The following is a 22,385-nucleotide window of genomic DNA, read 5'->3' as shown; positions in this document are numbered from 1 at the left end:
ATTTATGTAAAAATTGTGCTAGCAAAAATAGCCATACAAAAAGGATGCATCCCAGTTAGAGATACATCCTTTTATGCTATTCTATAGAATCTTTGCTGTATCGGTTTTTACCAATACCAAATACGTAGTAGCTCATTGTTACGAGAGCTAAGAAAATAATGCCAACAATTAATGATATGCGTGTATCATCATTGAACCACATGCCAACTAGCACCATGATTAAAAAGATAATCGTTACATAGTTTGTAATGGGTGCAAAAGGCATTTTGAAAGGATGCTTCGCCATTTGCGCTCCCTTTTCTTTTCTAAAACGAATTTGACTAATTAAAATGATAAACCATGGAATCATCCCTGGTAAGACACTTGCACTATACACATAAACAAATAAATTTTTAGGGGCAATATAGCTTAGGATAACACCAATGACTAACCCAACTAACACGCCCGCTGTTCCAAATAACGGTACGCCATTACTAGAAAGCTTGGCGAAAAATTTTGGTGCTTGTCCATTCATAGCAAGTGTATATAACATACGTCCAGCACTATAAATCCCACTGTTACAGCCTGACATTGCTGCTGTGATGACAACAAAATTAATAATACCTGCAGCCGCTGTAATACCTACCTTCGCAAATGTCGCCACGAAAGGACTACCAATTGTCCCTAGCTCATCCCATGGATACACCGTAACAATGACAAAGATTGCACCGATATAGAAAATTAAAATACGCCAAATAATGCTTTGGATGGCATTGGTAATCGTTTGTTGAGGATTTTTTGCTTCCCCTGCTGTAATTCCAATGAGCTCTACCCCTTGATAAGCAGCAACGACTAAGGATAAGGCAAAGAAGAAGCCTGTCCAGCCACCCGTAAAGAAGCCACCGTGACTCCACAGATTAGATAAGCCAATTGCTATACCATCGTTGCCAAAGCCAAAGAAGATCAATCCAATTCCTGCAATAATCATTAAAATAATCGTCACGATTTTAATCATCGCAAACCAAAATTCAAATTCACCAAATGATTTGACAGAGATGAAGTTCGCCACACCTAAAATCACCATCGCAATAAGGCCAGGTATCCACGCTGGTAATTCCGGATACCAATACTGCATATACGTTCCCACTGCTATAATTTCAGACATCCCAACAATAACCCATTGGAACCAGTTACTCCACGCTGTTAAATAACCCGCTAAAGGGTGAATATATTTATAGCCAAACGTGGCAAAAGAGCCTGTACTTGGCTCTGTATAAAGCATCTCACCCATTGCCCTCATAATGAAAAAAATAAAAATACCTGCTATCCCATAGGCAAGGAGTACAGAAGGTCCCGTCCATTGAATAGCACTTGCCGAGCCCATAAATAGCCCTACACCAATCGTACCACCAAGTGCAATCATTTGAATATGACGTGCTTCTAATCCTCGTTGTAATTCCTTATTGGCCACTCCATAACGCCTCTTTTCCTGATGTAATTTCTACGTTGAACATCCTTTAAAAATCATAAACAATTATTCTAAAAAAGACAAATGTATTTTTAGGAAAAACAAAAAATAATGATAATTTGATAGTTTCAACAAATACCACTCTTTTATTTCAAAAAATTCTTAAAATTCGATAAATTCAACTTTATCTCACAAAAGTAATTGACCTAATTATCAAAAAAGTATAATATCTTTATATATTTTTAAGAAAATGAGGAATTTTTGTGCGTAAAACAGTATTTAGAAGAAAGAAAATAGAGGATTTATTGCAAAATAAAGGGACTATTCAACTAAAGAAAACATTAGGAGCTTTCGATCTTATCCTATTAGGCATCGGCGCTATTGTGGGTATAGGTATTTTCATCTTGCCAGGTACTGTTGCGGCAACCCATGCAGGACCAGGGATCGTTTTTTCCTTTATTATCGCAGCAATCGTATGTGCTTTCGCGGGGATGTGCTATTCTGAATTCGCCTCTAGCGTGCCCGTCACAGGGAGTGCCTATACGTATGGTTATATTGTTTTTGGTGAGCTCATCGCCTGGCTAGTAGGATGGGCATTGCTCTTGGAATATGGTCTCGCTGTTGCCGCTGTTGCTACAGGTTGGTCATCTTATTTAAACGCATTGCTTGCTGGCTTTCATATTGTTCTACCACCAGCTATATCAGGGGCATTTAACCCTGCAGCAGGAACATATATCAACTTACCAGCCATTTTGATTATTATTGTGACAGCTTTTTTATTAACGCTAGGTATTAAGGAGTCCACAAGATTTAATTCTGTGATGGTTTTTATAAAGATTGCTGTGATTCTATTATTTATTGGGGTAGGCGTATTTTACGTAAAGCCTACCAATTGGGAGCCCTTCCTGCCATTTGGTATTAGCGGCGTCTTTAGCGGTGCGGCACTCGTATTTTTTGCTTATCTAGGATTTGATGCTGTGTCATCAGCTGCAGAGGAAGTAAAAAATCCACAACGTAATATGCCGATTGGTATTATCGGTTCATTACTTATTTGTACGGTACTTTATGTTGCTGTATCACTCGTGTTAACAGGTATCGTTCCCTATCAAAAATTAAATGTTAGTGATCCTGTTAGCTATGTGATGCAGCTTGTCCATCAAGATTGGATTGCGGGGATTATCTCTCTTGGTGCAGTAGTAGGAATGATGACCGTTATATTAGTTATGTCTTATGGAGGAACACGTTTACTCTATGCATTAGGACGTGATGGTCTACTTCCAAAAAGTATGGCTGAACTGAGCCCTAAGTTTAAAACGCCCGTAAAAAATACATGGATATTTGCCCTATTAGTAGCCTTCTGTGCTGGTTTTGTGCCTCTTTCAAAGCTTGCCGAATTAGTGAATATGGGGACATTAGTGGCATTTACCATCGTTTCAATCGGTGTTGTTTATTTGCGTAAAAATAAAAATATTCCGGCTGGTGGCTTTAAAGTACCATTTTTCCCGATATTGCCGATTTTGTCATTCTTCATGTGCCTATTTTTGATTTCACAGCTATCTGTCCACACATGGATTGCCTGTGGCATTTGGTTTATCATTGGTGTGATTATTTATGCGGTATATGGACAAAAGCATAGTGTGATGAATAATCACTAAAGAAAAGATGTCCTGTGTGCGAGCACCGAGCTATTCCACTAACTTTTTTTGCAAAGGTGTTCACTACTCATTTTATGGAGAGGTGTTGTCATTCATTACTTCTCCACTTTTTTCACTACTGTTAGTATGAAAGCAAAGGTAAAGACACTTTTGTAGAATGGTTGATTGGAAAGGACGCCGGCGGAACGGAAATCAACCCCTCGCCTTGCCAAAAAGTCTTTTTCTGCTATAGACATGATCTTTTTCATCCAATCCCTCCCTTTAATACAAGGAAAATAAAAAAACTCTATTCCCATTTTAACGAAAGGAATAGAGTTTACGTCTTTATTGTAGTAATGTTTGTTCTTGTAATTTGGCAGAGAAGTATTTACGTGCATCTGCTGTTAGAATTTGTAGCAATGTCACTTCTTCCTGACGAGCAAATTCAACAAACATTCCACTTAAATTTTCGTAGACATATTTGATTTTAAAGCCACTATCTAAATAATGATCTACTTTTTGGATTTCCTCTGTGCTTTGTTGGAATTCAGACATGCCATCACCTCACCTTCTTTTGAAAATGTCTTGATGTTGTCTCTCTTACTCGGCACCCTTCATTTCGAACAGAGGATCTTGTTGCTCCACCAGTTCATCTTCATCTGGAGCCGCCGTTGGAGCTGCTGGTTGCCCAAATAGTTCATCTAAATTATGTCCAACCGTAATGCCTAAATATTTGGCATCACTTGGATCATCTAGCTCAGCTTGTGGATACTTTTTAAACCACCAATACTTCGCTAATATATAATATACAATCGCTCCTACAGCGAACCCTACTAAAGAGGAATAAGTTGAAAATATATTCGCAACTACTCCGCCGATTACCCAGGCGATTAACCCTGCCATATTAAAGCCCTTATAATATTTAAATTGCCCGTCTAATTCATAAAGCTCTTTTACATGTACTCGCCGTTTACGAATGAGGTAATAATCAGCAAATAAAATTCCTACAATCGCCGTTAAAATACCACCAATGATTAATAGGACATTGACCATCACATCAAATAGGCTCCAAGGCTGAGCAAGAATACCAATAATACCTGCAATGACAACCCCTACCCAGAATGGAACTTTTGGTCCTCCAATATTAGAGAAAATAGTAGCTGCTGGCACGACATTAGCAGAGGTATTTGTCGACCATTGTGCTAACACAATCATCAACAATAAAATTCCTAGAATAAAGCCACTTGCACTTTGCTGTAAGGCATTGATTGGATCAGCCGATGCCACAGCCATATAACACACTGCTCCAATTGTAACAATGAACGTGTTTGTAATGGGCATGACAATTAAAGAGCCTACAAGCTGTGTTTTATTACGCTTGAACCAATTACGCTCATTTTTGGGTGCTTTAAAGAAACGGGACAAGGATGGCATATCAGCTGCTAATGTTGCCCAAAAGCCCATATTTGCCATCACTACTACCATAAAAGCGGTAAAAGCAGCGAAGCCTGTTGTTGGGGTTTCCACCCACGTCCAAATATTTTTTCCCTGAGATGTTGCATTATCTGCCAATGTGTAATACATCCAACAAGAAATTAAAATAATGACAGGGGCTGCTAAATCAGCAAAGCGCTCAATGGATTTAATGCCCAGTGAAGTATTAAAGAGTTGAAGTGCTGCAAACACAAGGAAACAAATAAACCAATTATCAAAGCCAAACAATAAATTTAAAATACCGTTTATCGCTAATGCACCAAAATACGTATTCAGACCAAACCAACAGGCAGCTGTAACGCCTCTTACAAGAGAAGGTATATGCGTACCGAATGTGCCAAATGGTGCTCGCATGTAAACAGGGAAAGATAGCCCATGCTCTATCCCGATATCACCAATTAACGTCATAAAAACACCGATTAAACAAGAACCTACCAATGTTGCCACTATGACCATTGGTAAGGATAAGTTCATGATGGCTGAACCACCTATGGCAAAAGCCGCTAATACAATCGCCATTCCTATCCAAATCACTGCAAAACCAAATGTTCCAATATTTCTTTGTTGATGTGTCACTGGAAGTAAATCTGGGGATTTTAAATAATTCCCTTCACGTTCCATAATGTTTCTCTCCTTTTTTTCTAATTTCCGTGACAACCTACTTGAAGTGCCTTCCTTCACCAAAAATGCTGAAGGAAGGTGGAATTTCGATTTTAATCTTTATTCAAAATTGAACAACGGTACTTTATTTTGCTAGACTGCTAAGAAGTGATTGGCGTTCATTCCATGTCATTGGCGGAATTGTGGATGTACGTTCTACCATTGAAATGGCCCCATCGACAGGGCAAACAATCGAGCATAAATTACAGCCTACACAGTCTTCCTCACGAACCTTTAACATTGGGCGACCATCCTCCGTATAAAGATCAATACATTGATGGGATGTATCCTCACAAGCGATATGGCATTTATTGCAATTAATACAAACGTCATTATTAATTTCTGCGACAATTTTATAATTTAAATCTAAATCGCCCCAGTTTGAATATCTTTGCACAGAGCGACCGACTAAATCCATGACTGAAGCTAGGCCTTTATCATCTAAGTAGTTATTCAGCCCATCAATCATATCCTCCACAATACTAAAGCCATGATGCATCGCTGCTGTACATACCTGTACACCTGTTGCACCCATTAAAATAAATTCCGCAGCATCTTGCCAATTGGAGATGCCTCCAATGCCCGAAATCGGTACATTGACTAATGGATTACGGGCACACTCTGCGACCATATTCAGTGCAATTGGTTTAACTGCTGGACCACAATAGCCTCCATGAGCTCCTTTGCCTGCCACATGTGGTACTGTATTCCAAGAATCTAAATCAACACCCGCTAAACTGTTAATCGTATTGATCATACTTACCGCATCTGCTCCACCTCGTGTTGCTGCTTCTGCCGTCACGGTAATATCCGTAATATTTGGCGTCAGTTTAACAATGACAGGTGTACGCGCCGCTTCCTTTACCCAGTACGTTTGCTTTTCCACCAATTCAGGGACTTGACCAGAGGCAGAACCCATGCCTCGTTCTGCCATCCCATGTGGACAACCAAAGTTAAGCTCAAGACCATCAACCCCCACATCTTCTACACGTTTCACAATTTCATGCCATTTTTCTTGTTTTGGTTCCACCATTAATGAGGCAATAATTGCGTGATTAGGAAATTTCTTTTTCGTCTCATAAATTTCTTGTAAATTGACTTCTAGTGGTCGGTCCGTAATTAATTCAATATTATTAAAGCCCGCCACACGCTGACCATTATAGCTAACAGCTGCAAAACGGGAAGACACATTTAAAATCGGTTCCCCTAACGTTTTCCATACTGCGCCACCCCAGCCTGCTTCAAATGCACGCTGTACTTGATAGCCTGAATTCGTTGGTGGAGCAGATGCTAGCCAAAATGGATTCGGCGATTTGATGCCCGCTAAATTAATGCGTAAGTCTGCCATGTAAGTTCCCCCTCTATCCCTTACTAACAATCTTTTTTGTACTGAAAGCATAGCGTCAGGTATAGGCTGTAAGACCTCCAAGTTCAGCAGCCTGTAAAAACCCGATTGGTGAAACTAACAATCACTGGAGGATGAAAAACCTCCACTGAAGGTTCACTTTATCCCGTATTAACAGGCTGTAAGACCAACACTTCAAAATGTAAGATAATAAAAATTCATTCAGATGGGGTATTAACAGCCTGTAAAAACCCGATTGGTGAAACTAACAATCAGTGGAGGATGAAAAACCTCCACTGATTGAAGGTTCACTTTATCCCGTATTAACAGGCTGTAAGACCAACACTTCAAAATGTAAGATATTATAAAATCATTCAGATGGGGTATTAACAGCCTGTAAAAACCCGATTGGTGAAACTAACAATCAGTGGAGGATGAAGAGCCTCCACTGATTGAAGGTTCACTTTATGCAATCTCACTTGGTTTTCTTAAACGTTCATGAATCTTGTATGCTGCATCTTTGCCTTGTTGCACAGCGGTCACTACCATCGCTTCACCCTGTCCATTGCCAAAGACAACATCTCCACATGCAAATACCTTGTCATTGGACGTTTGCATTGTTGTCTCATCAATATCGACGACACCATTTGTATGAGCTAAACCAAAGGCTTCAATTAACGATACGAAACGAGTTTGCCCAATGGCTTTAATAACAGCATCCACTTCAATGATAAAATTGGAGCCCTTTACTTCTTCTGGGCGTTGTCGACCATCAGGACCCACCTCACCAAGCTTCATTTTCACACATTCAATGCCTGTCACCTTTCCTGCTTCATTGCCGATAATTTTCTTTGGTGCCGTTAGCCATTTAAATTCCACGCCGTCCTGCTTGGCAAATTCATACTCAAATTTGTATGCCGTCATTTCTTTTTGTGTTCTGCGATAAAGAATTTGTACATTGTCTGCTCCTAAGCGTACCGCACTTGTAGCACCATCAATAGCCGTATTTCCAGCACCGATTACAGCTACTCGTTTCCCTACAATATCATTTGTAAGCGGTCCCATTTTTGTTTTTCGAATAAACTCAATGGCATCATGTACCCCTTCTAAATCTTCCCCATCAATGCCCAGATTCGGGACAGCACCCATGCCGACAGCTAAAATAACACTGTCATAGTGCGCCAAAATTTCAGCAGCAGAAATATCCACACCTACAGCTGTGTTCGTTTGTATGTCCACACCAAGCTGTTCAATCTGCTCTACTTCCCAATCTACGACATCATTTGGCAATCGGAACGCTACAATTCCATAGCTTCCTAAGCCCCCAGCCTTCGCTTCAGCCTCATAGATCGTTACTTGGTAGCCTAAGCGACTGAGTTCACGCGCTGCCGACAAACCAGCAGGACCTGCCCCAACAATGGCTACTTTCTGACCATTATATGACCCTGGTTTAAATAGCTGAGCATTGGTTTCCATTGCCCAATCCGTTGCATAGCGTTGTAACTCACCAATTTTAATTGGCTTTGTTGAAGAATTTAAGACACACGCCCCTTCACACAGTTCTTCCGTTGGACAAACTCTTGCACAGCTTGCACCAATTGGGTTTGCTTCTAATATAGTCGTAGCTGAACCCTTCATATTACCGGATGCAATTTTTTTTATGAAATTTGGGATTTGAATACTTGTTGGACATGCTTTAATACATGGTGCGTCATAGCAATATAGACAACGATTGGCTTCCTCAATAGCCTCATTCTTTGTCATCTTGCCTTTTAATTCCACAAAATTACGTCTAAGCTGCATGGTCATCGCATTCTCTTGAATCGGAACCATTTCCACATCCCCCTCATGTGTTCATTTTTTCCGTACTCTAATTACTAGACCGATTGCTTTGCTCTCCAGTCAAAACAATCGGTCCTATCCCTGTAGGAAGCTAAATATTAAGTGCTTCCGCAGCTACTGTTTTTAATGGACGTTTAATGTATCGCCCACTGCCAAGTACGCCTACAAATTCTTTATTTTTAATGACATATTCCCCACGTACGAGTACACTAACAGGCTCACCTGTTACCTCCCAGCCCTCATATGGGTTATAGTCCACATTCATATGATGTGTTTTAGCCGAAATTTGGCGCTGTGCCTCTGGGTCAAAAATGACGATATCCGCATCTGAACCAATTGCAATTGTTCCTTTTTGCGGGAATAAACCAAATATCTTTGCGGCACTAGTAGAGATCATATCAACAAATTCATTGATGGAAATTCTACCTTTTGCCACGCCCTCTGAATATAAAATACTGAAGCGGTCTTCAATAAATGGCCCGCCATTCGGAATTTTTGAGAAGTCATTTAAGCCTAGCTGCTTTTTACCCTTAAAGCTAAAGGAGCATTGGTCTGAGCCAATCGTTTGTAGCTGTTTTGCCTTTAAGGCATGCCATAAATGTTCTTGATGATATTTAGGACGAAGTGGAGGTGACCAAACATATTTCGCTCCCTCAAAGCCTGGCTGTGCTAATGCTGATTGATCGAGTGTTAAATACGGTGGACAAGTTTCACCATAGACATCATAGCCCTTTTCACGGGCAGCAATAATTTCATCTACCGCTTCTTTACATGTCACATGCACCACATAGAGCTTCGCACCAGCTATATGGGCTAATTCGATGGCACGTTTTGTTGCCTCGCCTTCCAATTCTGCAGGACGAGTCAGTGCATGATAGATTGGTTCCTTATGTCCTGCACGTCTTGCTTCCTCTACTAGCTCATCAATAACAGAGCCATTTTCACAATGGACCATCACTATCGCACCAAGATCCTTGGCGATTTTAAAGGCTTTAAATAGTGTACGATCTGTCGCTTGGAATTCTTTTGCATAAGCCATGAAGACCTTGACAGAAGTAATGCCCTCTTGCTCCAATAGTTGTGGTAATTCGGCTTCGGTTTCAGGTGTTAATTCACCAATCATTAAGTGGAAGCCATAGTCAATAGCTGACTTTCCTTTTGCCTTGTCATGCCATTTTTCTACCGCTGCCGATAATTTTTCTTCCCCTGCTGTTAAACAAAAATCTAAAATAGTCGTTGTCCCACCAAAAGCCGCTGCAATGGTGCCTGATTTCCAATCATCATCTGTCACCGTATTATTGAATGGCATGTCTAAATGCGTATGGGGATCAATGCCACCAGGTAATACATACTTGCCTGTAGCATCAATAATTTCAGCGCCAGCATCCGTTAAATTTCGGCCAATTTGAACAATTTTACCGTTATCAATTAAAATATCTGCCTCATATACATCAGCAGCCGTTGCTACTCGTCCACCTTTAATGATTTTTTTCATTATGCCTCTCACCCTTCATCGCAAAATTAGAGAATGCTTGATAGTTAATGCAGTGTATATGTTTCGCCCATACTAAACTTCGTTTGTAGCGTTAACACCGTTTCTAGTAAAATATCTGCGCCCTTTGCACAATCCTCAAAGGCTGTTTCCTCTTCCTCACAATGACTCTTGCCTTGAATACTTGGAACAAAAATCATCGCGGAAGGAACCATACTTGCCATATACTGCGCATCATGTCCAGCGCCGCTAAACATTCGATGCGCTGAATAGCCAAAGCTTTGACAAGCTCTTTCTATTTCATTGCAAATCGCACTATCAAAATACACGGTATCCCTGCCCCACAACTTGACAGGCTGAATATGGCATCCACCTGCTGTTTCTGGAAGCGCGTTGAGAATATCCTCAACCTGTTGCATGACCTCTGGTTTTTGGTGACGAGAATCAATTGTAAATGTCACCTTATTTGGGATGACGGTATGAATATTCGGGGAAACATTCATACGACCAAAGGTAAAAACAAGTTGTTCATCAATTTTTCCTAATTGTTCATGTAGCTCTGTAATGATGGTCGATGCCACAATCATCGGGTCTTTACGCATTGACATTGGTGTTGTACCTGCATGATTTGATTGTCCTGTAATGGTAATTTCGTAGCAAACCATACCGAGTACACCCTCTACCACACCAATTTCCAGTTGTTTTGCCTCTAGTACTGGCCCTTGTTCAATATGCAATTCAATATAAGCAAGTGCTTCCTTCAGACGATTGGCTTGCTCTCCCTCATAGCCACTTGCTTGTAACGCTTCTTGAAAACGAATGCCATGTTTATCTGTGGATTGCAGCATTTTTTCTTTGTCGAATTTCGAGGTGATGACCCCAGAACTCATCATGGCTGGATCAAAACGTGCCCCCTCTTCATTCGTGAAATTGACAATCATGAGTGGGATGTCCACTTCAATATCATTTTCCTTTATTGTTCGAATGGCCTCAATCGCTGTTAGTACACCTAACACGCCATCAAATCTTCCACCTTTTTCAACTGAATCTAGATGGGAACCCATGACAATGGGTGGCACATTCTTCTTACCAGGAAGAGTGGCGTACATATTGCCCATATCATCCACCTGAATATCCATTCCTAACGCTTTGCAACATTCACAAAAATAGTTTCTTGCTAGAACATCCTCATTCGAAAGAGACAAACGTGTGACGCCACCATTTTCAGTGGCCCCAAATTGACTAAATTGTTCAATTAACTCTTGCAATCGTCTACTATTACATTTATACATATGCAAGTCCTCTCTTTCACAGTAGTTAATAAACATTCTAAAATAGATAAAATTTGTGAGATATGGATATAACACTAAAAAAATATGTGCAACTGCACATCATATATGGTAAGTTATGTTCATAATTAAGGGGGGGGAAGTATGGGGACGATTCGTAAAATTGTAGAGGGAGTTCAATTCCCAATGCTCACATTAGTCGCTGGACATAGTGGTACGTATCGCAGAGTTACTGGTATTAATGTTGTGGAAAGCAGTGATTTAATCATGTTTTGTAGACCCAATGAATTGGTCGTCACAACAGGCATTAATTTAGATGCACAGCAAGATTCCTTGGAACAGCTTGTCAAACAGGCATACACAAAAAAAGTAGCTGGCTTTATCATTAATACAGGACCATTCATTCCTAATATTCCAGAAGCCGTCATCTCTTTTGCCAATCAACATGATTTCCCTATTTTTCAAATGCCATGGAATTATCGCATTGCCGATCTATTAAAAACTACCTTTCAATTTATTGCCAACCATCATCAAGAGCTTTCTATCGAAGAAAAGGTTCTTTTCAATCTACTATTTCAGTACAAACAAAACGCTAACACAATGAAAGATCAACTAGCACAGCTAGGATTTCCTCAAGGAAGAGAATTAGCGATCATAACATGTACAACCATTGGCACCCAAGCGGCTATTGACCGTTACGAAGTCATGATCCAATTCGCTTTTCAAAATCGCTATCAACGCTTCTTAAAATTAAAGCATAAAAATCACCTCATCTTTTTAATTGATAAAGCACAAATCAATACACCAAATATACCCTTCTCAAAAGTCGTGGAAGAAATCTATGAAAAAATCATCTTAAAAAATGGTTACTTGGATATTATTATCGGTAAAGGTAACTATCATAAAGAGCTAGAAAAAGTTCGCCAAAGCTATGATGAATCCTTAACTGTCATTCATTTAGCACAGCTTCATAACAATCGTTATTTATATAAATACAAAGAAATCGGTGCCTATAAAATATTGATGGCTGTGCAAAACCAGCCCCTGATGAAGTCCTTCAGTCAGGATATTTTAGGACAGCTCTATCGCTATGATGAATTACATGGCACAGACTATGTACCTTTTTTACGCATATTTGTAGAGGAAAATGGCAGTACAAGCAGGATTAGTGAACGTCAATTTATCCATCGTAACACGGTCCTTTATAAAATTAAGAAAATTGAAATGCTATTGGATATGGACTTAAGCAATCCCTTTACGAAGACTAATTTGTATATTGCTTTTTTAATAGAGGATGTCTTAATGCATCAATAGCATGTCAAACTTTTAAATTAACTGAATTTTCTTTCTCATTAAATACTCCTTCTAAAATACTTGAAGCATACATATAAAGTACAAATGGGGTCGACTGTGCATTTTTGTTGTCCACATCTGACGAAAACATATGCATGCTAATCAACTACCTGTTTAGAAGGAGTGAAGCTTCGTGACAAATGTTACAAGTCCCAATTGGCAAGTAAAAGATGAACAATTTGTATGGCACTCAATGAAGCCATATAATCCAAATGCAACGATGATTGTGCAATCCTCTAAAGGCGCGTGGATTACCGACATTGAAGGCAAACGCTATTTAGATGCGATGGCTGGTTTATGGTGTGTGAATGTTGGCTATGGACGAGAGGATATTGCTAAAGCTGCCTATGAGCAATTACTGGAAAATACGTATACACCATTATCTGTTGGGCATATCCCTGCCATTCAATTAAGTGAAAAAATTAGTGAGCTATTAGGTGATGATTATGTCGTCTTCTTCTCCAATAGTGGCTCTGAGGCAAATGAGGCTGCCTTCAAAATTGCTAGACAATATCATCAACAAAAAGGTCACGTTAATCGCACGAAAATTATTTCGCGTTACCGTGCCTATCATGGTAGCTCCATGGGTGCTCTAGCTGCAACTGGACAAGCCCAACGAAAGTATAAATATGAGCCACTGGCACCAGGATTTTTACATGTTACGCCACCTGACTCGTATCGTGCTAATGAAGACCATATTCAAAGTAAGGACCCTTGTGCATTGCCATCCGTCCAAGCAATCGATCATGTCATGACTTGGGAAATGTCCGATTCCATAGCAGCTGTCATTATGGAGCCTATCATTACTGGCGGTGGTGTAATTATGCCCCATGACAACTACCTACAAGGAGTCAAAGCTGTTTGTGAGAAGCATGGCGCACTGCTTATTGTTGATGAAGTCATTTGTGGTTTTGGACGGACAGGCAAAGCTTTTGGGTTCCAAAACTATGGCATCCAGCCTGATATCGTGACAATGGCAAAAGGCTTAACCAGTGCATATATGCCACTGTCTGCCACAGCTGTTCGACGTGAAATTTATGAGGCGTTTGCAGGAACAGAGGAATACGACTTTTTCCGCCATGTCAACACGTTCGGTGGATCGCCAGCAGCATGTGCCGTCGCATTAAAAAATATTGAAATAATGGAGCAGGAAAATTTATTTGCCCACTCTGCTGCACTAGGTGCTACATTACTTACTACCCTACAGGAGCAATTAAAGGAGCACCCGCATGTTGGGGATATTCGAGGGAAAGGCTTATTAATTGGCATAGAACTTGTTCAAGATAAAAACAGCAAAACACCACTCGATATCACGCTTGTAAACAAAGTAATGACACAATGTAAGGAACAAGGGTTAATCATTGGGAAAAATGGTGTAACCGTTGCAGGCTTCAATAATGTGTTAACCTTATCTCCTCCTCTGATTATTTCCTCAGATGAGAAGGATTTCATTGTTGAAAAATTTGTGCAAGCCTTACAATCTATTAAACTGTAGGAGGAATAGCTAGATGGTAACGAATACAGACATACAAGAGTTAGGACATTTTATCAATGGACAAACAGTTCTAGGAAAAAGCGGACAGTTTTCAGATGTTTACAATCCAAGCACTGGCACTGTCATTGCTCGTGTTCCTTTGGCAACAAAACAAGAGGTACAGGAAGCGATCGCTGCTGCCCAAGCGGCTTTTCCTGCTTGGCGCGCCTTATCTGTTGGGAAACGAACTGAAATTATCCTTAAATTCCGCCAACTCATAACAGAAAATATCGATGAGCTAATTGATTTGATCTGTACAGAGAGTGGCAAAACGATTGAGGATGCCAAGGGCGAAATTACACGGGGTTTAGAATCTGTTGATTTAGCCATCAATGCCCCACATTTACTTAAAGGAGAGTACTCTGTGAATGTTGGTGGTCATATCAATGCCTATTCTGTGAAAGAACCATTAGGCGTCGTAGCAGCTATTTCGCCGTTTAATTTCCCTGTCATGGTACCGCTAGCGATTACAAGTATGGCGGTGGCAGTAGGAAACTGTGTTATGTTGAAGCCGTCAGAGCGAGTTCCTTGCTCCGCTTTATTTTTATCAGAGCTGTGGAAAGAGGCAGGCTTACCAGATGGGGTTTGGACGGTTATTAATGGCGATAAAGATGCCGTTCATGAGCTGTTATGTCACCCAGCCATTGAAGCAATTTCCTTTGTAGGCTCTACGCCAGTGGCAGAAGCCATTTATGCTACAGCCTCTCAACATGGGAAACGTGTCACAGCATTAGGTGGCGGTAAAAATAATATGGTGGTGATGCCAGATGCTGACTTAGAGCATGTTGCTAATGCTTTTTTAGGGGCTGCCTATGGAGCTGCCTCTCAGCGTTGTATGGCACTTTCAACCATTATTCCTGTTGGTGAGGATACGGCCAATAAATTAGTCGGTATTCTTGCCAGTAAAATTGCCAAATTAAAAGTGGGTCCCTATACAGATGCCGAAGTTGATTTTGGACCAGTCATCACTCAGCAATCAAAGGACGCCATTATTGGCTATATTGATCGTAGCCTAGAGGAAGGCGCAACACTAGTCTGTGATGGACGAAATCCGGAAATTGCCAAACAATCGAACGGCTTCTATCTCGGTCCTACTTTACTCGATCATGTAAAGCCTGGGATGGAAATTTACGAGCAAGAGGTTTTTGGGCCTGCACGGAATGTCGTGCGCGTAGCAACACTAGAGGAAGCTATCGCCCTCATTAATGCCCATGAATTAGGGAATGGCGTAACCATCTTTACGAACAATGGTGCAGCTGCTCGAAAGTTTACCACTGAAATTGAAGTAGGTATGGTAGGTGTCAATGTACCGATACCTATTCCAGTAGGCTATCATAACTTTGGTGGCTGGAAACGTTCAAGATTTGGTGAAGGGCATATGTTTGGACCTGACCAAGTACGTTTTTTCACCAAAGCGAAAACCATCTCAGAAAAATGGATAGAACAAGGGAATGACGTTACCTCATCCTTTGCCTTTCCAAGTAATCAAGACTAATCATGAAATACAAATATTCGCGTAGTCAGTAGCTACGCGAATATTTAAGCTTGCTATTGAAAAAACTGACGAGCTAACATGGTCACCAGTTTTTACAGTGTAACTACTTGTTCTCTTTTTTCTCTTCCGTCTCTCTTACTTCAGAGAAATCTGCTTCCTCCCCAGCCTCCATACCATAGCTAGGATTTCTATCCATACGAGTGAATGTATCCACATCATCCTCGTCTTCAAATCGCTTTACAAGAATTGGTATCGTAATCAGCCCAGCAAGCCCAACGAGTGCATAAATCCATCGAGATAAGACCGCTGTTTGTCCACCAAATAAATAAGCCACTAAATCAAATCTAAAGAATCCAATGAGTCCCCAGTTGATTGCACCTATAATGACTAATACTAAAGCGATTCTATAAAGCACGCTCATGTGTACACCTCCTTTATCGTCAATACTCCAAGCTATATTTCTTAGCAGGGAGGTGTCATAAGAAGCGATAAAATGACAAAGACTAGTCATTACAACCGCCATTTTGACGGTCTTATTTTTTGCAATAACGTCTTTTTTATACTGTGTACAAATGGCGTAAGGATATACTCCTATGAACCGCATTACTTGGATGAATTTTTATGTGTTTGCTCGTGCTGAAGCAGCCATTCTTTGCGCCACATCCCGCCTCCATAACCTGTCAACGTTCCATTGGAGCCGATAATTCGATGACATGGCACAACAATGCTGATATTATTTTTACCATTCGCACTACCGACAGCCCTTACAGCTTTTTCATTGTTAATAGCAATGGCAATATCCTTGTATGAAGCCGTTTCACCAAAGCCTACACTCGGTAAGGCATGCCAAACAGCTTGTTGAAAATCTGTACCTTGAAATACATAAGGAAATGAGAACTCCTGACGTTCACCTAGAAAATACTCGTGCAATTGCTTAACACATTCTAATAGAACTTGAGGTGTGTCTTGCTGAGGAATGTTGATCATCTGCTCTCGTTCTGCAAAGTTAATGGCATCAATTGCAGTAGCACTTCCCTCTACTTCAATAATTCCAATGGGTGATTGATAATCTAATTTATATCGTTTCATACAGTGACCTCCATAAATAAAAAGTGGCATAAGCTTGCCAGCCTTGCCAATGTTTCGCATAGTTCTTCATTTCTTCAATCGTTGGTTTTCGTTCTAATGCTAGTTGGATTTTCAAAGCATTATGCAGACCAACATCAGCTATTGGAAATGCAGTCGGTTGTTGTAAACATTTCATAAGCACATAATCTGCTGTCCATGCACCAATTCCTCGAATGTCCATTAAACTTTTTTTCATGGCTTCGTAGTCTTCTTTTTGACGCAACAAATCTTTTGTCAATTGACCGCTTGTGATCATTTTGGCAATATTAATAATGTATTCTGATTTCCGCCGTGTAAATTGGAGGTTGATCAAATTATCTACCTCAATAACAGCTATTCTCTCTGCCGTTGGAAACAGCCAGTAGCTTTGCCGTTCAAAGTAAATATATTCTCCAAATTGCTCGACAAATCTCTTTTTTAACGTATAGGCAAAAGATAAATTTATTTGTTGACCAATAATTGCCCAAACTAATGCTTCAAATAAATCAGGAATCCCGATTAACCGTAATCCGCTATATTTTTTCACAAGTGAACTTAAGATTTGATCGTTTTCAGCCATCTGGTAATACCCCTGCAAATCATTTGTTATATCAAACCACTCTGCGACATATTGAGCGATGATTGCCTGTTCATGGCTAGCTGGCTGTTTCATTGGGAATGTTACTATTATTTTATGGGCTTGCTCAGTTATTTCACATAAAATAAATTGTTCATCAATCTTCAATAATTTGTAGAGCACATTATCCTTTATATGGTGAAGAATTTCGTGATGTGAGCGCTTTAAGAACTGCAAACACTCTCTATAATTAAATGCTTGTGGTAACTCGATAACTAAAGAACCAACATCGTTTGTCCATTTCATATCATGTCTCCCTGTTACGATAAGTTACGGTATTCTGTAGGTGAACAATTTTTCATCCGTCGAAAAACTTTATAAAAATTAGATGGACTTTGAAAGCCAGCTTCATAACATATCTCTAAATTTGTAAAGTTGGTATGTTTTAATAGATGGGCAGCCTTATCAATTCTGATTTTCTCTAAATACGTTCGGGGCGTCTCAGCAGTCTCTTGTTTAAATAGTCGTTCAAGGTGAAAGGGACTGAGGCCAACATGCTCCGCCATATCCTGTAAAGTCAATCTTTGTTTATATTCGTTCATCATAAAAGTCGTAACATTTTTAATCAATTGCGTGTGTGGGGAATGTTCGATTTCAGGCTGACATCGTTTACATGCCCGATAGCCAGCCGCCTCTACCTCTTGGATATCTTCATAAAATTCAACATTCATCTTTTTCGGTTTTCTGGATTTACAGGAAGGACGGCAATAAACCTTAGTAGTTTTAACCGCTGTATAAAAAAGCCCATCATAGGTTTGATCACACGCTATAATCTTTTCCCATTTTTCCTCAAATGATAAATTGACTGCATTGTCCATGATTATTTCACCTCATTCCCATCGACTAAATATATAACACAGAAGTATCTTGGTCTTTTATTAATTGTGCAGCACGCTGTGTTAAATGCGCAATTATTTTATCTGAAAGTGCATTACCAAAGCTAAAACGTTTCACCCCTAATTCTTTTAACAGCTTGACATTCGTTAAATTAGGTAAAGAAAGAAGATTAATGGGCGCATTTATATTACAAGTCACCGTGCTTATTTCATTGGCATCTGTTAAGCCTGGGATAAATATACCACTTGCTCCGCTCTCAATATAAGCTTTTGCTCTTGTTATTGTTTCCTCAAATGGTTGCTCCAATTGAAAGTACGTATCCGTTCGAGCATTTATAAAGAAATCTTTATAGCCATGATTATCTAATTCTTTCCTCATGTTTGTTAATAAATAACAGTGTTCAATTATGCTTCTTAAGCCTGTTTGATGTTTAAGGGAATCTTCAATGTTAATCCCTGCTACTCCCACATCTGCCGTTCTCAAAACATTGTCGATAATACTTTGTTCATCATGGCCATACCCCGCTTCAATATCTGCTGATACGGGTATGTTGACTTGCTCTGTAATGGATTGAATAATTGTTAGATGTCGTTGAAAATCGATTTTTTCACCGTCCGCATAGCCAAGTGAGTTCGCTATGCCCCAGCTTGTTGTGCCGATTGCTTGAAAGCCTGCCTTTTCTAATGATAATGCTGATAAAACATCCCAAGCATTCCCAATAAATAATAGCTCTTGTGAAAAATGTAAATCATAGAATTCCTGAATTTTTGACATAATATAAGCCTCCATGCTGTTTGTTAGACCTTATATTATCAGGAACTATCCTTTTATTTCGTCCTCAATCTTGCTGTTATGATCTATAATAATGTTGTGGCAAATATCTTGTAATAGGCTATTCAATTGTTTACATATAATCTAGTAACTGTAGAATAGGAGCTATGACCCTTACATGGAAAATAAAATTGTCAGAAGAATAAATTTATTCATACTTATTATCCTAGTTATGTTCGCTCTCATCCCCCCTGTTAGTGCAATCAGCCAAACAGATAAGCTGCTAGATCCTATTGTGTTAGGACAGCATTATGAAATTTTTCGAGACACTTCCAAAAAGGCCTCTATCGAAGATTTATTGAGTGGTGTCCATGACCATTCTTTTGTGGCTAGTAATCAATCGTATCCATTCTTCTGGCATACGAGAGATACTATTTGGTTACGTTTATCCATGGATGATATTTTAATAGATAAAAATAAATCCTATTGGCTAGAGGTAACTGATAAACTAGATAGCATTGATATGTATGTCATTAAAGCAGATGGGACCTACGAGGTACAAAAAAGAGGAATCGCCAATCTAGGGGAGCAATCGATATCTTCACGATCTAATTTATTTCAAATCAATGATCCTGCTATTCGTGAAATTTATTTCAAGTTAGACGGGGCATTACCATTCAGTATAACATCCTATCTTTATAGTGAAATCAGTTTCATCAACAAGATCAGCGAATATAAATTTTTAACAGGTATCTTTTATGGTTTTTTATCCGCCCTCTTAATTTATAATTTATTTTTATATTTTTCATTAAAAGACAAAGCATATTTCTTCTATGTTTTATATATGCTGAGCTTTATTTTCTATCAAGCTACGTTAAATTCACTAGACATTGAATTATTAGGACCATGGTTGCCGAAAGCGTTCTTTATCAAATCTTTAACAGTCAGTGGAAATCTTTTGCTTGTATTTATGCTTTTATTTTGCATTCAATTTTTAGAGTTAAAAAAATTTCTACCGCTATTCCACAAACTAGGAAAATTGCTTTTATGGATTACGATCTGTTCTTTAATGGCTTCCTTTATCATTCCGGATGTGTCCATCACCAATAATTTTACAACTAGCTTTGCTGTTGTTGTCTTTACTTTTTTATGGTTGTCAGGCATTTTTGTATTAGTAAAGGGCCAAAAAATGGCTCGATTTTATCTAATTGGTTGGACGGTTTTACTTGGCTCCATTATCGTTCAAGCACTAGCCTTTTTAAGTGTGATCCCGTTCCATCCACGTATATTTGAGGAGGTTCCGGCTATTGGAGCTATTTTTGAATCAATCTTTTTATCTTTAGCATTAGGAGATAAAATCAATATTATCAAGAAAGAACATCAAATCATGCAAGAAACGTTAAATGAGCAACTTGAAGAGAAAATACACGCTCGCACCCAAGAGCTTGAATTAGCGAAGCTGAAGCTTGAAGTATTAGCTAACACAGATCATCTAACACAGATTCCAAATCGTGTACGCCTAGATGATGTATTAGAAAAAGAATTAGAAAATGCTCAAATAAATGGAACACCTCTTTCTACGATTCTGTTAGATATTGATCACTTCAAAGCCGTTAATGATGAACATGGTCATCAGGTAGGCGATACTGTATTACAAACTGTAGCAGAGCTATTGAAAAATAATGTACGAGCTGGAGACATCGTTGGTAGATGGGGCGGTGAAGAGTTTTTAGTCATTTGCCCATGTTCTCATTTAAAGGATGCTGTGCAGCTATCTGAAAATCTAAGACAGCAGCTTGAACAGCATTCATTTCCAGTTGTTGGTCACAAAACAGGAAGCTTTGGTGTGACATGCTTTGTGATGGGCGATACAATTCATTCCTTATTATCTAGATGTGACAAGGCTTTATATCAGGCCAAACACCATGGTAGAAATCGTGTGGAATTTTTACTAGATCATACAAAACCGGAGACGAAAACAGAGGCGTCATTACCTTGACGCCTCCTTGTTCTTGTTTACACATTGACTTGTGAATAATTAACTTATATATCGCACCTTAAATAGTAAAAAAACTATTCGCAGCTTTTTTTGCTTTGGAAGAAACCAATGTAAGCTCTCTGTTTATCTAAATTAAGTAAGTGCCTGTTCCTTCGAAAGCTTTCGTTGTAAGGCAATTTCTCGGCGTTTTTCTTTCGTCACACGCTGCCAAATGACTACAGTAATGAATCCTATAATAGCTAAGGCTAATAAAATACCAAAGAATACTTTATAGCCCGCTGTGCCACCCCAGTAATCTAAACAGGCTCCTGCAATAATTGGCATAAAGATTTCACCACTATAACCAATTATCATCAGTGGCATAGACACAGTTCCTGTTGATTCTACTGGATAATCACCTTCTACTAGAATTGCAAAATGCATCGCTTGTAAAGCATACATAGATGTATAGATAATCCCAATGAACACTAAAAGCATAAGGATGAAAGAAGCTTTTCCTGGCAATAAAATGAGCCCTACTAAACCAAACGCTAACAAAATATAGCCAATTAACACCATATTCGACACACCAATTCGGTCGCCTATGATTCCTGCACTAAAACTACCAATTGGACGACAATATTGCGAGAAATAGCCCAAAGCCGCAGCAATTAACGTAGACGCACCAAATGCGGCCGTTGCATAAGGTGTAATGTAATAATAGCTAATAATCATCGCATAGGACGTAAAGATAAGGATAGTCGCAAGCCAAGTAGTTGGCATCTTCAACACTTTCCAAAGGACTGCCCAATCAAACGTTTTACTGCTCTCCCTATCTTCTGGACTGACAGTTCCTTGCTCTGGATCTTTATACAGCATCATAATCATGAGGCCCAACAAAAGACAAATGACAGAATACACCGTAATCACTGCTGAGAGAGCCATTTTATCACTCATATGTTTTGCAAAAAAAGCAAAGATTCCTAAAATCACAGCGGATTGAATAATATTGGTTACACCACGTCCGCCTTCAAAAAATCCAAACGCTTTTCCTTGTTCATTTTCAGAGCCTAAAGAACGAACCGCTTTTACTAATGCTCCCCAGAACGTCATAATGGACGTGATTCCCCAAGCAGCATGAATCAGTAGAAGTACTGGATAGGGTGGATACAATAATAATGTAAACCCTAATAATCCTGTGGCTACTAAAGAAATGGTTAATAAATATTTCGTTTTCCAACGATCTGCACAAAAGCCTCCAAAAATGTAGGAAATTAAACAACAAACACCATACGCACTACCAAGTGTCCCCATTTGTGTATTGGTTAAATGAAATGCATCTAGAAAGACATCATAATAGTAGTTTCTAAAATAAGGCAATGCGTAAATTAATGCACCTGAAACAGCTAAAATAACTAAAGTAGCTGTATTCTTTTTTAACTTAGCCTCCATATGTTTACCCCTTATATG

Annotated in this window: 19 protein-coding genes; 5 read left to right on the top strand and 14 right to left on the bottom strand. The window is 39.3% G+C overall.

Annotation, left to right across the window (positions count from 1 at the left end; translation table 11 throughout):
- Positions 1-76: 76 nt before the first annotated feature.
- Entirely contained in the window at positions 77-1,450 is a 1,374-nt protein-coding gene (locus JTI58_RS16765; RefSeq protein ID WP_205442410.1) for an amino acid permease, read from the bottom strand.
- 260 nt (positions 1,451-1,710) lie between these two features.
- On the opposite strand from JTI58_RS16765, the gene JTI58_RS16760 reads away from it, so the two are divergent.
- Entirely contained in the window at positions 1,711-3,102 is a 1,392-nt protein-coding gene (locus JTI58_RS16760; RefSeq protein WP_205442409.1) for a branched-chain amino acid transporter BcaP, read from the top strand.
- Between the two features lie 95 nt (positions 3,103-3,197).
- On the opposite strand, the gene JTI58_RS16755 is transcribed toward JTI58_RS16760, so the two are convergent.
- From JTI58_RS16755 to JTI58_RS16725, 7 genes are all read right to left on the bottom strand, one after another.
- Positions 3,198-3,350 (bottom strand): hypothetical protein, encoded by a 153-nt coding sequence (locus JTI58_RS16755; RefSeq protein WP_205442408.1) that lies wholly within the window; start codon positions 3,348-3,350, stop codon positions 3,198-3,200.
- A 76-nt stretch (positions 3,351-3,426) separates the two neighbouring features.
- Positions 3,427-3,636: a hypothetical protein gene (locus JTI58_RS16750; protein WP_016995612.1), complete on the bottom strand. Its 210-nt coding sequence runs from the start codon at positions 3,634-3,636 to the stop codon at positions 3,427-3,429.
- A 45-nt stretch (positions 3,637-3,681) separates the two neighbouring features.
- Positions 3,682-5,196, bottom strand: coding sequence for an NCS1 family transporter (locus JTI58_RS16745; RefSeq protein WP_205442407.1), 1,515 nt, complete (start codon positions 5,194-5,196; stop codon positions 3,682-3,684).
- A gap of 124 nt (positions 5,197-5,320) precedes the next feature.
- Positions 5,321-6,583, bottom strand: coding sequence for an NAD-dependent dihydropyrimidine dehydrogenase subunit PreA (gene preA / locus JTI58_RS16740; protein WP_205442406.1), 1,263 nt, complete (start codon positions 6,581-6,583; stop codon positions 5,321-5,323).
- A 462-nt stretch (positions 6,584-7,045) separates the two neighbouring features.
- Positions 7,046-8,413, bottom strand: a complete 1,368-nt coding sequence (locus tag JTI58_RS16735; protein WP_205442405.1) for an NAD(P)-dependent oxidoreductase — start codon at positions 8,411-8,413, stop codon at positions 7,046-7,048.
- Positions 8,414-8,513: 100 nt separating this feature from the next.
- On the bottom strand, positions 8,514-9,917 hold the full coding sequence (gene hydA / locus JTI58_RS16730) for a dihydropyrimidinase (protein WP_205442404.1): 1,404 nt from the start codon (positions 9,915-9,917) through the stop codon (positions 8,514-8,516).
- Between the two features lie 44 nt (positions 9,918-9,961).
- On the bottom strand, positions 9,962-11,206 hold the full coding sequence (locus tag JTI58_RS16725) for a Zn-dependent hydrolase (protein WP_205442403.1): 1,245 nt from the start codon (positions 11,204-11,206) through the stop codon (positions 9,962-9,964).
- Between the two features lie 141 nt (positions 11,207-11,347).
- Between JTI58_RS16725 and JTI58_RS16720 the strand changes: the two genes are divergently transcribed.
- From JTI58_RS16720 to JTI58_RS16710, 3 genes are all read left to right on the top strand, one after another.
- Complete coding sequence (locus JTI58_RS16720) at positions 11,348-12,517, top strand: PucR family transcriptional regulator (RefSeq protein ID WP_205442402.1); 1,170 nt, start codon at positions 11,348-11,350, stop codon at positions 12,515-12,517.
- Positions 12,518-12,689: 172 nt separating this feature from the next.
- Complete coding sequence (locus JTI58_RS16715) at positions 12,690-14,051, top strand: aspartate aminotransferase family protein (RefSeq protein WP_205442401.1); 1,362 nt, start codon at positions 12,690-12,692, stop codon at positions 14,049-14,051.
- A 13-nt stretch (positions 14,052-14,064) separates the two neighbouring features.
- Entirely contained in the window at positions 14,065-15,585 is a 1,521-nt protein-coding gene (locus tag JTI58_RS16710) for a CoA-acylating methylmalonate-semialdehyde dehydrogenase (protein WP_205442400.1), read from the top strand.
- Positions 15,586-15,688: 103 nt separating this feature from the next.
- On the opposite strand, the gene JTI58_RS16705 is transcribed toward JTI58_RS16710, so the two are convergent.
- The 5 genes from JTI58_RS16705 to JTI58_RS16685 form a co-directional block, all read right to left on the bottom strand.
- Positions 15,689-16,006 carry a DUF378 domain-containing protein gene (locus JTI58_RS16705; protein ID WP_205442399.1) on the bottom strand — a complete coding sequence of 106 codons (318 nt, stop codon included), beginning with the start codon at positions 16,004-16,006 and terminating at the stop codon, positions 15,689-15,691.
- A gap of 182 nt (positions 16,007-16,188) precedes the next feature.
- Positions 16,189-16,674: a methylated-DNA--[protein]-cysteine S-methyltransferase gene (locus JTI58_RS16700; protein ID WP_205442398.1), complete on the bottom strand. Its 486-nt coding sequence runs from the start codon at positions 16,672-16,674 to the stop codon at positions 16,189-16,191.
- Complete coding sequence (locus JTI58_RS16695) at positions 16,661-17,575, bottom strand: DNA-3-methyladenine glycosylase family protein (RefSeq protein ID WP_205442397.1); 915 nt, start codon at positions 17,573-17,575, stop codon at positions 16,661-16,663. The genes JTI58_RS16700 and JTI58_RS16695 overlap by 14 nt, the downstream gene beginning before the upstream one ends.
- A 14-nt stretch (positions 17,576-17,589) precedes the next feature.
- The gene (locus tag JTI58_RS16690; protein ID WP_205442396.1) at positions 17,590-18,147 is read right to left on the bottom strand and encodes a bifunctional transcriptional activator/DNA repair enzyme AdaA; all 558 of its coding nucleotides are present in this window, start codon (positions 18,145-18,147) and stop codon (positions 17,590-17,592) included.
- A gap of 25 nt (positions 18,148-18,172) precedes the next feature.
- Positions 18,173-18,940: an isocitrate lyase/PEP mutase family protein gene (locus JTI58_RS16685; protein ID WP_205442395.1), complete on the bottom strand. Its 768-nt coding sequence runs from the start codon at positions 18,938-18,940 to the stop codon at positions 18,173-18,175.
- Between the two features lie 175 nt (positions 18,941-19,115).
- Between JTI58_RS16685 and JTI58_RS16680 the strand changes: the two genes are divergently transcribed.
- Positions 19,116-20,936 (top strand): sensor domain-containing diguanylate cyclase, encoded by a 1,821-nt coding sequence (locus tag JTI58_RS16680; RefSeq protein WP_243456088.1) that lies wholly within the window; start codon positions 19,116-19,118, stop codon positions 20,934-20,936.
- Positions 20,937-21,068: 132 nt separating this feature from the next.
- Here JTI58_RS16680 and JTI58_RS16675 read toward each other — a convergent pair whose 3' ends face one another.
- Positions 21,069-22,367 carry an MFS transporter gene (locus tag JTI58_RS16675; RefSeq protein WP_243456086.1) on the bottom strand — a complete coding sequence of 433 codons (1,299 nt, stop codon included), beginning with the start codon at positions 22,365-22,367 and terminating at the stop codon, positions 21,069-21,071.
- Positions 22,368-22,385 lie beyond the last annotated feature (18 nt).

It is taken from the genome of Lysinibacillus fusiformis (genome assembly GCF_016925635.1).
GTDB lineage: Bacteria > Bacillota > Bacilli > Bacillales_A > Planococcaceae > Lysinibacillus > Lysinibacillus fusiformis_F.
The sequence above is the reverse complement of the archived record's forward strand: the minus strand, read 5'-3'. Positions and strand labels throughout refer to the sequence as shown.